Genomic DNA, 13104 nt, shown 5'->3' with positions numbered 1-13104 from the left:
GCACGAGACCATGCACGACGCTGATCTCGGCACCAATCAGGTCAAGAAGCCGAGTCAGAATGGCCGCAAACGTGGGCCACCTCGGCAGTTATAGAATCAGGACGCTGCATTCTGAACAGCAGTCACTGTTGTGAACAAGGAGAGGCGATCGAATGGACGACTCCGCAGACCCAGCCGAGCGAATGAGCTTGCTTCGAGAAACGATCGACACTGATCAAAAAAAGTGTCCCAAAAAACAGCCATGAGGTTTTCGGTGCAATTGGGTTGCTACAAATGGGTCACAATCGGTCTGACTAGGTAGAGTCCAGCAATACAGAGACCCCACTCATGTTCGAAAGGTAACGGTACCCCCGGCCGTCTTCAGCGCTCTTTGTTCGCTGGGGGATAGGCAATCTCGTAGTCGATTTTTGAAAGCAGTGTCCGGAGCATATCGCGACGCGCGTAATAGACGTCCGCGTTCTCTCTCCCGGTGAGCTTCGGCCGGAGGCCGGCGAAGCCAGCGGTACAAGCTCTCACGACGCTCTCAGGACGTAGCGGACGTGGCTGACGCTTACGATTCGGTACGCGACAAAACCGGCAAACGGCTGTACGCCATCAACTCGCAAGAAAGCGCTAAATGGAAGGCGGACAAATCGCACAAGTCTTGAGAATCGTCAAATAAAAAATTGATGAAACTCGCGTATCCGAACTTGTTCCCGACTGTCCCGGCCTACGAGTTGTCATCTATCCACTCGCGCAGCCAGTCAGCGGCCCACTTGATCGCCCCCTCAGGTGTGTCGGACACGCCGAGGTTCTTGAACGTGTAGCTGAAGTACCCGTCGTCTGCGTCGGCGCTTCGCCGTCTGATCGTGGCCTTGGCCGTGTACATCCCCGCAGCGGGAACCGGCTCTATGTCCAGTTTCCACTCCCGGTAGTCTTGGATCACGTTCATGGGCTGTACCCTCCTGTACCCGAACCGAAAAATTGTACTGCTCTTTTGTGAGCACCGTGGCAGTTGTCGGGGGCGCGTCGAACGCGGGCATTGGCACACGCCGGACCATGCTTTGAGCGGCGGCGGCGGCGTCCACGGCCAGCAGCGCAAAGCATCGGCGTTGCAAGCCATACTGGCACGGAGCAGGCCTGCGCAGTCACCGACGCGAGTTGAACAACCGTAAAAGGTAAGCGCTAGTTATCGGCTGGCGTCTCCACCAATGTCCCGATCAGGCGCAGCAGTTCGGTATGCTCCGGCCCTTTGCCATCCCTTGCGGTCGATTTCGCCACGCCGCGACATCTGCTCCACCAGCAACGTAACGGTCGACCCGCCGTCGCAGTCCTCTCGAGCGCTGACAGTGATAATGTAGCCTCGGTGCACCTGTTGCTCTTCCATGGCCAACTCCAGACAACGAATGCAACGTTATTCAGCGATGCCGGCGAGGTCTTCGATGTCGTTTTCAATACGTCCTCGCGCTTCAACCGCCGCTTCTTCCGTAGTTTTTGCGATCAGCGGGAAAACCAGTCCGTTCCCTTTGAACGCGCCGGCGAAATGGACCCATGCCGCGTAAGAACATACGCCGGATTCGAGCCGACAAATATTCAGAACTACATCATAGGTACGCTGCAGTCCCTGTCGACGCGCGTATTGAAATTTGTACACTTCGGTATCAGGCATGACGACCTCTTCCGCACCTAAAGCCTTAAGGGAAGGTGGCTACGTAGCGACGAAGATCTGCGCTCGTCGCTCGGCATAGCGCGGCTTCCTCCGTTCGTACGAGGTTACGCCCTTCCGTAAAGGTTGCGAAGGCACGCTCAGTTTGATAGTGCCCTTTCTTGTACATATCGATGTCCGGACACTACGTGCACGGATCGCGGCAACGCGCGTTGCCGCACGCACTTACGCGGACGCGCGACTCTTCAGCGCGCCGCACCATTACGTTGACCGGCCCGCTCGGCAACGGTGCATTGGCGTCACTTGATAGGCGACGCGGCGATTGGGTTCGTCCATACCCGGCCAGTTTGGGACATTCGACGTCGTGGGCCAATTTGTCGACAATCGGGCCGACCCGTTGCCCTGCCGACCACACACCACAAACGGGAAACGAACGCGCTGGAATCAGCCAGGATACGAGCCTGACCCGTCTCTCGCCGATTAGCCGAGATCGGGAATTCCAGTCCAGGCCAGTCGGGTCGAGCGCATCTTTACGTATTCCGGGTCAGACGACAGCCCGGGAGATAGTTGACTCCAAGTCAACTCGGAGGGCGACCCAAGATAAAGGATGGCGTCGAACTGATCTTGCATCACCGGAGATCGTGTCGGATCAACGTAGATTTCCACCATTGCATCGCCGTCCTTGGCGAACATCGGGTGCGGATAATACGATCGGAAGCTTGCTTCTCCGAGTGGTGTGCCTCGGATGAGCGTAAGGCTTGGCTTGTGCCATGACGAGGCTTCGGACTGGAGAGTCGCCAAATCAACAAACACTGGCACCCAAACAGAATAGACCTCAGCGCCTTGGCTTTCCAGCAACGAAACCAGGCTGCTTGGTAGGGGGCTGAATTGTTGTTCGGTCTTCTCCGGGTTCTTCGCCCGCCAGAAAAGTTTTTTACGCAATAAATGCATGCCACCGTAGACGACCAGGGCGCGGCGCCGCTTGCCCAGCACTTCACGTTGGATAATTTCCGCTGCACAACTGTCACGGTCGCCCAACGCTCGCCAGGCTTTATCGAGTTCCTCGGCGCTCTCGATTTTCGACCAGACTATCGGCGCATCGCCCAGCAATACACGGATCTGACGCTCTCTTGGAAGCGAGGCATTCAGATGACGGACTTCACGAAAAAGCCCTTCGAAGACGGGACGGTCCCACACGTCGTGGGGCTGCGTGGTATTTTGCCAGGCTTGCCGGAGTTGACTTTCGGGGATGTCTTCCCCCGCAACGAACCGGTCCATCATCTCCTGATAAAGGGAATTGCCACTTTCAACTACGATATCGTTAACCGTGTAGGCAAATCTGGGGTCCCGGATCAACGAGACCCGAAATGCATAAGCCTGTTCACACCCGTGGCCGCCGTCGCAAATGGCGACGACATCGTGGGATTTGAATGCTTCAAGAATGCCGGTGATCGGATCGATCGGACTTGCAGCTATTGTCACTCGGGGGCTCCTGCTCCGGCGTCAAACGTTACGAATCCTTCATCATCAAGCGTTTGTGACGGCCAGATAGGGAGGAAGTTCCACGTTTTGCATTGGTTTGCATGTCCGGGTTCAATCGGCGCGGCCGCCGCTGGAGAGTCGGTTTGGCGCGTGGGCCGTTGGCCCGCGTTCGGCCATGTTGAGACATTCGCGTCGACCGCTTACATTGGTGACAATCGTCGGTCCCCGTTGACTGTGTTTTTTTAAAGAGGCAATATGCCTGCATGAACTCCGACACTCTCAAATCCATGATGTGCACCATGACTGCCGACGGCGAGTCGTGGGAATCGTGACGTTCATAGGTCACATATAGACTTCCTCAACGGCCCCGCCAGTCATGACGGGGCCGAGTCTTTTTAGTCGCTCCGAATTGCATTGGCGCAGATAGGAGTGATTGCATGCATTACAAGAAACGTGTTGCCGTCTATCGGGGCTATGCCCGCGTGTCGACTTGTTTGTTCGAGCCGAGGAGCGTGGCATGGTGACAATACGAAAAGCGAATTGCCATGACGTCTGCGACGCTTGGGATATCCGCAAAACCTCAGTGCATGCCGCGTGCGCCGAGTATTATCCCGAGGCAGCCCTTTCTGAATGGGTCGATGGCACGCTCACCGATAAATGGGCCAGCGTTGTCGAAAACGACTTTTACGTTGCCGTCGATGAAGAAATAGTCGTTGGCACGGGAATGCTTACGGTCGCAAACGGCCAAATCGACGCAGTCTTTGTGCGGCCATCTCATATGGGACTCGGCATTGGGCGCAGGATGCTGCAATTTCTCGAGGCGTTGGCCGGCGCTCATGGCGTTGCCGCAATGCGTCTCGATGCAACGCTAAACGCGGCAGCGTTCTATCGCCGTTGTGGTTGGGCGGGAGATTCGATATCGACCTACCGTAGCTCGCGTGGACTGGAATTGGCTTGCGTGCCAATGACGAAGCATCTGACCTTCGGAGCGTAGGTCGCTACGGCCGACGATTGCCAGCGCATCCGGCGATAGTCGGCCAGAAGCGTACTTGGCCACGATGAGGCGTTCGACATCGATGCGGAATTCGTCAGTTGCACCGACGTCAGTTTGTGTGTCAAGATCGACGCTATGGAAATTCGTAACGTATCAATCAAGTCTCACCACCGTCACGGTCGTCGTTCGATGCGCCGTGGTCCGTTACGTCCATAGCAGGAGATTCGGGATAGCAGGTTTCCCGCTCCATGCACAACGACCAAGGCGCCTCCTAAGGCGAATGGCACTTACTTAAGCCCGTGGAGCGTGCCCATATTTTTGGACGCGCTCACGTGCGATGTGACGAGGCTCTTTCAGCCATGGGTAGGACTTCGGTCTTCGTTTGCGCATTCGTGGTTCGATGCGACCGGGGCGACTCCCAACGCAAGACTGCGTGATCAGGTTGAACAGGAGACTCTGGTTGTGAGTTGCCGTCAGACCTCTGGCCAGCCATTCAGTCCATAACTGCACCGTGTGTTTGAAACTCAGTGTTCTCGGGTCAGTGGCATGGTGACTGGCGGCCTGAGCCATCAGCAGCCGAATCACGTTGTAGGCCAGCAGATGGACCCAGATCTCCTTTTCGTTCATGTGGGCAGTCTGGCAATGCAGCACATCCATGCCCATCGTCGTCTTGATGTTACGTAGATCCAGTTCCACGTTCCAGCGCCTGGCGTACAACTGCGAGAGGTCCTGTTTGCTGGTCTTGCGTGCATCAAGCATCGTGGTGACCAGCACCCGGTGATGCAGCCTGGACTCGCGCACCATCAGTTCATCGGGGAAGGCCTGGTACTGCTCATGCGTCATCCAGTCGGGACGCTGCCGGGGTTTGGGCCACGTCACAATGTGATCGCGCGTGCCCAGGGACCGGCCTCGCCGAAAGTCGGTGCGGCGTGCCCCATGCTGTTCCATCACGACGTCCACCCCGGCGGCGATCATTGAGGCCATCAGAAAGTAGTGGCAGTACAAGGCATCGGCGACGATCACGTCACCTTTGCGAAACGTGCCTTGCAGCATGCGAAACGCCGTCAGCTCCCCGCTGCCTTTGCCCGCGTAAGTTCCGACCGCCGACTCCAGTACTGCGCCGCTTGCCAGACAGATCACCGCAACCAGATAGGCCAATGGAAAGCCCACTCCTTCGGCCTGAGCACTGGACTGCGGGAAACGGGCCTGGTTCGACGGCGTATCGGGCATCGAGATCCCGGTGCCGTCAACCAGCTTGACCGGGCGCCCGCGCCACTTCCAGGCAGGCTCGGCCTGCTCATGCAGTTGGCGCCCCGTCTCGCGCGCCAACTCCCGCACCATCGTCAGCGGCAGTCTCTGGCGAGCGCGGCAGTAGCCTCCCGTACGCACACTCATGGGCCGCAGCCCGTCGGCAGCTCGCTGCGCCGCCCACCCGTTGACTGCCTTCTGACAGGAGGCGTCCTCTTCCAGCGCCTGGCGCATGAACATCGACAGTGTCACCGTCGGCGGATACAGCCGTTCCCGATGTTCTGGCAAATACGCTTCCGTTATGCCCAACAGCCCCGGGCTCGTCAGTATGTTGAAGTAGTCTACCGCCTGGGCCCTGCACGCCCGGCTTTGAACCCTGCTTCGTGTTTGCCTGTGATGACTTCGTGCATTACGATCCATGGGGGCTGATCTTTGGAATGAGACGGTGTTTGCCTGGTAACAACCATCGTATCAATCCCTGGATCAGCCCCCTCCCTTTCTCTTCAAGCACTTACCCGCGTCTTCTCCTCCATGTAGGCTTAAGTAAGTGCCATTCCTCCTAGGACCTGCCTTGGGTTATAGCGCCCCTTGGTCTAGGCTATTGCGGCTGAACTGGCTATCCGCCTATTAGACGGACGGCCACGCTTGCAAGAGAGACTAGAAGGATAGACACCGTCACCGTGCGTTGGAGAGGCGGCTACAGTTCAATGTCGGAAAAGTCCGACAATTTGGCGCCCGAGGGGGCCTCTTCGAATGGCTGTTCCACCTTCGAAGCAGCCATAGACGTCACGTTGGGTCGACTGGCGGCACTGGGTCGACCAGAGCCCTTCCCCGAACGCCCGCTCAACCAAAAAAATCCCCAGGGCGTAAGCCCCGGGGATTGTCGAAAGAAACTGCCGCACGCCGATCAGGCTGCTGCGGCGAAAAGATCAAACTGCGGCGCCGCCGGCTTCAGCATCGCCGCGTGCTGCGCGTCACTCACGCTATTCGCAATCAGGTGCGTGTCCAGCTCGTCGGGCGTCAGATTTAAACGCTGGGCGAGCCTGCCGAAGTACTGCCCTCGCTTTGCCATCTCCTGATAACGCTGCGCCATGCCGACCGGCAGCTTCACAATGCCTTCGTTCAGCCAGAACCGCGCTGACTCCATCGCATCATGGTGCTGCGTCCTCAACATGTACGCGGTGTCGTACGTGCAGGTCACGAACTCGCATGCTGCCTCGGCATCGACCTCAAACTGCGAGGCCTCCTCAAAATACACCGTTTGCTCGCCGGCCGACGTACGCGCGTACCACCCTGCACGCTCAGGATGCCTGTAGCGATTCCACTGTTCCGCATCGAAATCGCGGAGGCCGACCGTAGGCGCCTCACGGTCATACCGATCCACCGGGTACCAGCCATGCAGAACAATCTCTGCCTTCGGCTTCGGCTCGACGTGAGGAACCGCATATCTGCGGCCAAGCACGTTGACGTCATGCCACGCAGTGAGCGCGGGGAACGCATGCGGCGCGTAGTGGTGCATCGACAGAAAGAAATCGATGGCCACAAGCTGCTGTGGCGTGACGAATTCGAACTGGGGATCGCACAACATGCGGTTGTGTTCAGTATCGGCTATGCGGCCCGACGCCAACTCGCCCGAATGCCGTTCTGCGCGGTCGCGTTCGTCTGCGTCGATCGAAAGCAGCATACGCAGCATCCGCATGCGCTCCCAGAAGCCGTAGGTATCCGCCTGGATTCGCGTGTACCCCGCATCACTGATCGTGCGTCCAACGAGCTCACGCCGAGACAGATCCCACTGGATCGCCAGAAGATAGTTACGGAACTCGTTCAACGGCTTCAGGTGCGCGTGTTCCGGCTCCTGAACCATGAACTCCATCGACTTGTCACGAGCACCTGTGACAGCGCATAGTGCGCAACCGAACCTGCTTCCGCAAGCTGCGCGAGCGCCGCTTTCCCCGGCAATGACACCGCAGACACCGCCACTGCCAGCGCGGTAGATATCCGAGAGTCTGGCGATGGTCGCCGGCGCGAGCGGACTCGAGAACCGGAGTGACCCTGGATCAACCATACAGCCAAGCATGGTCCAGACATCGTCAGACGTCCAGTCCTTCAAAGGCGAAAGCGACAGTGAGCCAGACGCCTGCCGTGTTGCCACGTCGGCCTGCTCGTTGCGCTCAGTCATGGCTGCGCGCCGTACCGCCGACTCGTCCAGTCTGGTGCCTACGACGCTGATGACTTCCTTCACGCGGGCCGATGACGCCTCCTTTTCAAGCCGCGCCCGAAGCCTGCCCTGTGGCTGCAATTTCCAGGCATCGGCGCAGGCGCGTATGCGTTTGCCGTTACGCACGCCATTTTCTGGAGTTCGTACGAGCGTGCCTCGCCCGATCGTTGAAACAACGAACTGCGAGGCCAGCGACGGCTGCGTCACGTGTATCTCGATCGGCAGACCACTGTCCTCCACGAACAGTGCGACCTCATCGAGCATCGCGTGCAGAAAGTTCGCGGTGCTCGGGTTTTCGATCGTGGTATCCGACGACGTAATGTAGTGCCTGACGCCGGGGGCTGCATGCCTCGCCCGCCTGACTGCTTCGAGCATGAGCACCATCGCGCACGTGCTGTCCTTGCCACCGCTTACACCTGCGGCCAGTACATAGCCCTGCTCGACGTACGACTGCATCGATGCAATGGCGGTTTCCATCAGGGTATGAATATCACGGCCCATCTGTTCGCTCCGTAAAGGGATGGGAGCGTCCCTTTCGGGATCGGCTCCCGAAAGGGTTAAAAAGTCATGAGTTCACTACAAGGTCATGCCGAAACTTGCGGCTTGAGCCTCTTCGAGCGACTGGTCGGCCGCGGCGAAAAGATCCGGCTGCCGGGTTGCCCGATCGAGGCGCGGCAACGCATTGGAGAAACGACTTGGCCCGCTGCCGTCGAAACTGTCAGCGCCGGCGGCCGCACAGATGCGAATGCGGCGCGCCGAGTTCACGCGACCAACATGCAGATGGCAGTTGCGTCGGCGCGCAAGTAGTCCCCACGCTTCGGCAGTCGATTCCTTCCAGTCCGTTGACCCGCCGATGAAAATACCAACGACGGGCGAGAGGTACGGCGCGACATCTTCGAGTTGCATGCCGTTCTGTACAGCGATGAGGAGCTGTGAGGGCATGCCTCGCAGACGCTCCATCCAGCGCAATGAGAACTCGAGCGATGCCAGACCGCCCTGGACGATGTCCGGCAGGACGATCCAGTCAGCACGCTCGCCGAGCTTGTCGACGACAGCAAGAAACGCGGCTTCGTCAAACGGCTCGCCACGCTGATATGCGGTCCACGCACCGTTGTCGATGGCGTAGCGCATGCCTTCGGTGCGGTGCTCGCCTTTAGCGGAGACAAGAAGACGCCAGCCAGCATGCGCAAGCGCTTCGAGATTGCGCCGTGTACCGGTCCGGCTGGCATAGCCCACCATCGCAGGGCGGTGCATGATCAGACGCTCCTCAACGGCAGGATCATCGTCGGCGCTGCCATCGACGCAGTAGTAGTCGGCGTAGGCCATGACAGCCTGCGCCCACCCCTGTTTCTCGCCACTCGCATACGGCGCCAGCCAGCAAGGCACTGCACCCGCCGCGCACGGTGTTGCTGCATTAACCATGAAAACTCCACAAGTGAATGCGGAGCGACCCCGGCGGGATCGCTTTCCCGCGGGGTCAGAAAGTACGAGTAGAAGGAGTTGGCGGTCAGCGGGCCCGATACGCCTCGCCTTGCGCCGTCACGATCTTCCAGTCATCGAGATACGCTTTCGCGATCTCCGGATGGTTCCACAGCACCAGCACGTTTTCGGAATTCACACGCGCGGCGGCCTGACTGTAGTTATACGAACCCGTCTCGCCCGTTGCGTTGTCAACTACCACGAACTTGCTGTGCTGGATCGGATACGCGCGCACCACGACGACAGGCACGCCCGCATACACGAGCGAGCCCATCGCAGCCGCAGCCTTCCCGCTGCGATCCTCTTCGACGTTGTTGTGGTAATCGACGGTTACTTCCACGTCGACGCCACGTCGCTTTGCATCCAGCAGCGCTCTTACGACTGCCGGCGCGGTGAACGAGTAGGCCATCACGCGAATTGACTGCCTCGCACTACGGATGGTTTGAAGGACTAGCTGTTCCGCGCCACCGTCAGGTGAAAACGCCACCTGTACGTCGCTGGTTGCGCTGAGCGCCGGTTGCGCCCACAACATGCCCGCACCCGCAACGAGGGCGCCAGCCACCGTCGCAATGACGATCTGTTTTCTCATAAACGCCTCCGTACGTTTACCGGAAAAGCCTCGGCTCCCGAAAGGGTGCCGAGGCGTTGCACGGTTTGACTCAGGAACAGGTTTTTGGATGACTGAGCGGGTATGTGATTACCCTGCCATCCGGGCACACCCGGAAGTCACCCGGTTCGCCTCTCGGCGCGTGGACCACAATCACGGGCCGCGCAGTTGCGACGTGGGTTTGCGGCGCAGCAGTGCAGGCACACAGCGATGACGTGCCTGCCGCAAACAGCAGCATGAGGAAAGTTTCCATCTGGATATCTCGAATAAAGGGTGTGCGCCGCCTAAGCGGTGCGTGAATTAGCGGGATCGCTCGCGTGGATCGTCACCCACTTGCCCTCGACCAGGACGTCACGCAGGAGCGAGCCGTTCAGGACATAGCTGTGAGTGGTGCCCGAACGCGGGGAACAGTGACGAACTGACAGCGTTACCGCTTCAGTGCGTTTCTGGAGATTTTGAAAAGTGGACATCGACGTTCCTCGTTGGAAATAAGCGAGGAAACGCCCTGTGGGGACGTTCCCCACAGGGTTAAAAAGAAATGACACGTCACGCGGCCAGCGCCTGAACGTCGATCACGGCATCGGCCTCACTCACCAGATCAGGCGTTTGCGAGATGAAAAACTCCCGCTCATACCCTCCCTGCTTCAGCACCTCCCGCTTCATCCGCATGAACTGCAGCTTGCGCTGCGGGTCGAGCGGACCATCGGACTCGTCGCTAAAGAGCGTTTGGTACGGCTGCCCGGCGTTCTGGGCCTGGTACAGCGCAATACCTCGTGTGAGGCATTCGTTGATCCAGACCTTCTGGCCACCGGACATCACCGACACCGACTTCGTGCTGTCGGCGTCCGCGTCGTGCACAAGGATTTCGAAACCCTCACGCAGATCGCCGTTTGCAAGCGCGCGCTGCGTGCGGATCTCCACTGTGAACCGCATGCCGTAACAGGCCAGCAACAGCCTGTTGACGGTGTCGGTCAGTGCAGGTCCCGCGTCGTCGATCGTCAACGCTATAACGCCGTCGTTGCCAAGGCCTTTCGCGAGCAGCTTCCATTGGGAAATCTCATCGGAGAGCCGGTCGGCCCGCAGTTGCGTCGCCGAGAACCCGTCGAGCTCAATAGCAAGCCCATTTGCTTCGGCCTGCAGCACTGTCTGGGCACGGATCGCACCTTCAATCCGGCCCTCAAGTTCTGCGACAGCCTCGCGATTGGTGGCCAGCTTCCGGTCAGTCTCCGCAATCGCGGCCGTCACATCGACGGCTGCAAGCTGCTTCGATTCCGCATGGATTCTGGTCATCTCAGCCGTCATACGCGCCTTTTCGGACTCGTATCGGGCTGAGCGCGCAGCGACCTCGTCAGCAACCTGCCTCAACTCCGCGTTAGCGGTCTCAAGGCCCGTTGCAGCAGCATCGAGAAGCGGCTTGCTGGCGGCAAGCTCAGTCGCCGCCTGCAGGTTGCACCGGGCTTCGGTCAGAATCGCGGTGAGCGCATCACGCTCACTGCGCTTTGCAGCAAGCTCCGCAACGACTGGGGCAAGCGCATCGGCCTGTGCTTTCTTCTCGCGATACTGCGCGCGAAGTTCGGCGACCGACACCCGTTGCTCCTCTGCCTGCGACTTCGCCTGCAACGCCTGACTGAGCAGCGGACACGTGGCATGCATCGCATGCCCCACACACGGCACCTGGTCGACTACCGCAGCCTGCTTCGTCAATGTCTCGAAGTGGGCGGCTTTAGTCTGACCCTGCGTCATGAGACCCGAAAGCGAGCTCTGAAGCGTGGCATGACTGACCTGCTTTGCCTCAAGCTCCGCGATAACCCGTTGCAGAGGCTCCAGCTTTACCTCCTCACGAGCAATCAGCAGTTGGGCTTCGTCACGCCTGGCCGCCGCACCCAGAATCGCTTCCTTGCGGGCGAGCGTCGTCTGGTGACTGGTCACGGTCTGCTTCAGCGCATTCACACGCTGCTGGCTCCGAATGGATGCCGCCCGCTCGTCACCATCCAGCGCCTGTACGCCCTTCACCAGTTCGCCAGCGCGCACCGACAACTCACGAAGCCTCGCTTCAGCCGTTGACGATTCGCCTGCCTTTGCCGCCAACGTTGCGCGCTCCTGAGTCAGCTTTGTGGCTTCCTCAAGCTTCAGATCGCGTTGCGCCCGGGTCTCACGCAGGACATCGCCCTGCGCCAGCACCGATCGCTCAACCTCCGCTTTCCTTTGCCGTTTGCCCACAAGCGCCGTCAGGTCCGACTGGATCTCCTCAAGCGCCCGGCCAAGAATCTTCGCGACATCGCCAGCTTTTGCCGACAGCGCCTTGAGGTGTTCAATGCCGAGCATTTCCGCGAGCAACGTCTTTATTTCTCCCGCTCCGTAGGAGGCGAGCGGCCGCCGGTTCTGCGCGGAAAAGACACTGGTAAAGAACGTCTGAAGCGAGCCGTTGATGGCTTCGACGCAGCGGTTATAGGTCACCGCCTTGCCGTCCGACACCGTGCCATCGGGCAAGGTGACGGGGCGCCACGCGTCATCAGATCCACGCCACGCAAGGTAGTACTCCGCCTTGCCTGTCTTTCCCGGCTTTCTGAATGTGAACGTCGAGCGGTAGCGGATACCGTCGTGTTCCCATTCCAGCTCCTTCAGCGCACTGGTCCCGCAGATGTGGTCCCAGTACGAAAAGGCATCGACCGATAGCGACGACGCGTGAGACGGCATGATCGGATACGGGTGCAGGTTGTCCATGATCGTCGTTTTGCCAGCCCCGTTGGGACCGACTAGCGCAATCAGGCCATCCGGCAGCGACTCCAGATCAAGCGTGATGCTGTCGCGTTTCATACCGTCGCGCACACCGTAAAAGCCTTCGAGAGTCAGCTTCAGTGGGCGCATGGCGACACCTCCATCCCTTCTGCCATGGAAGCCAGCCGGGAATAGAACGCGATGTCGTCATCATCTGGAAACGGCTCGGTCATCGGGTCGACTCTCGCGACCACAACGCCCGGCGCCTGAAGTTTCCCGGCGATGGCAGCCTCGACTTTTTCGCATGCCCGGCTGAACTCCCGCCGCGCACTCGTCAGCAACTCGTCCCACCCGGCATAGCCGGTGAGGGTACGAATCTCCATCGGGGACCACTGCGTTGCCATGCCCGTGTGATGCGACCACAACAGGTGCTGCATCTCGACCGCAGGGGTGACGACGATCTGGCTCGCTCCCGGCGTGGTTGCGCCGAGGACAAGCATCTGACCGGCTTGCGCCAGAACAGCCCCCCGGTCCTTGCCGAAGGGTTGATGAAGGATTGCCGCCGTGAAACCAGCGTACTCAACGAGCGACTTCTGGATATCGCGCACGTCCTGATCATCCATCACGAACACGCGAACCCACTCCGAACCGGCAGGGTAAAGACCAAACATGATTGCACTCCGTAGTTGACAGGCGGAGTGCGCCCGGTAGGG

11 protein-coding genes are annotated in these 13104 nt (G+C 59.5%); 1 reads left to right on the top strand and 10 read right to left on the bottom strand.

The window, feature by feature from the left end:
* Positions 1-709: 709 nt before the first annotated feature.
* From OKW35_RS01165 to OKW35_RS01155, 3 genes are all read right to left on the bottom strand, one after another.
* A complete protein-coding gene (locus OKW35_RS01165; RefSeq protein ID WP_429551004.1) occupies positions 710-931 on the bottom strand; it encodes a hypothetical protein in 222 nt (73 codons plus the stop codon).
* A 462-nt stretch (positions 932-1393) separates the two neighbouring features.
* Entirely contained in the window at positions 1394-1648 is a 255-nt protein-coding gene (locus OKW35_RS01160) for a hypothetical protein (protein ID WP_429551003.1), read from the bottom strand.
* A 477-nt stretch (positions 1649-2125) separates the two neighbouring features.
* Positions 2126-3127 carry a hypothetical protein gene (locus OKW35_RS01155; protein WP_429551002.1) on the bottom strand — a complete coding sequence of 334 codons (1002 nt, stop codon included), beginning with the start codon at positions 3125-3127 and terminating at the stop codon, positions 2126-2128.
* A gap of 517 nt (positions 3128-3644) precedes the next feature.
* Here OKW35_RS01155 and OKW35_RS01150 point away from each other — a divergent pair.
* Positions 3645-4121 carry a GNAT family N-acetyltransferase gene (locus OKW35_RS01150; protein WP_429551001.1) on the top strand — a complete coding sequence of 159 codons (477 nt, stop codon included), beginning with the start codon at positions 3645-3647 and terminating at the stop codon, positions 4119-4121.
* Between the two features lie 291 nt (positions 4122-4412).
* Here the strand turns inward: OKW35_RS01150 and OKW35_RS01145 are convergent, their stop codons facing one another.
* The 7 genes from OKW35_RS01145 to OKW35_RS01115 all read right to left on the bottom strand — a co-directional run bounded on the left by OKW35_RS01145 (position 4413) and on the right by OKW35_RS01115 (position 13062).
* Positions 4413-5789: an IS4 family transposase gene (locus tag OKW35_RS01145; protein ID WP_090800641.1), complete on the bottom strand. Its 1377-nt coding sequence runs from the start codon at positions 5787-5789 to the stop codon at positions 4413-4415.
* Between the two features lie 487 nt (positions 5790-6276).
* Positions 6277-8043, bottom strand: a complete 1767-nt coding sequence (locus tag OKW35_RS01140; protein WP_429551222.1) for a phosphoadenosine phosphosulfate reductase family protein — start codon at positions 8041-8043, stop codon at positions 6277-6279.
* A 120-nt stretch (positions 8044-8163) separates the two neighbouring features.
* Entirely contained in the window at positions 8164-9009 is an 846-nt protein-coding gene (locus tag OKW35_RS01135) for a hypothetical protein (protein ID WP_429551000.1), read from the bottom strand.
* A gap of 85 nt (positions 9010-9094) precedes the next feature.
* Positions 9095-9655, bottom strand: coding sequence for a phospholipase D family protein (locus OKW35_RS01130; RefSeq protein WP_429550999.1), 561 nt, complete (start codon positions 9653-9655; stop codon positions 9095-9097).
* Positions 9656-9957: 302 nt separating this feature from the next.
* Positions 9958-10143 carry a hypothetical protein gene (locus OKW35_RS01125; RefSeq protein ID WP_090812861.1) on the bottom strand — a complete coding sequence of 62 codons (186 nt, stop codon included), beginning with the start codon at positions 10141-10143 and terminating at the stop codon, positions 9958-9960.
* Between the two features lie 76 nt (positions 10144-10219).
* Positions 10220-12541 (bottom strand): SMC family ATPase, encoded by a 2322-nt coding sequence (locus tag OKW35_RS01120; protein WP_429550998.1) that lies wholly within the window; start codon positions 12539-12541, stop codon positions 10220-10222.
* Complete coding sequence (locus OKW35_RS01115) at positions 12529-13062, bottom strand: hypothetical protein (RefSeq protein ID WP_090812953.1); 534 nt, start codon at positions 13060-13062, stop codon at positions 12529-12531. The genes OKW35_RS01120 and OKW35_RS01115 overlap by 13 nt, the downstream gene beginning before the upstream one ends.
* Between the last annotated feature and the right edge of the window lie 42 nt (positions 13063-13104).

The organism is Paraburkholderia sp. MM5477-R1, from assembly GCF_050436385.1.
GTDB classification, from domain to species: domain Bacteria; phylum Pseudomonadota; class Gammaproteobacteria; order Burkholderiales; family Burkholderiaceae; genus Paraburkholderia; species Paraburkholderia tuberum.
Note: the sequence above shows the minus strand (reverse complement) of the source record. Positions and strands in the feature narration are given on the sequence as shown.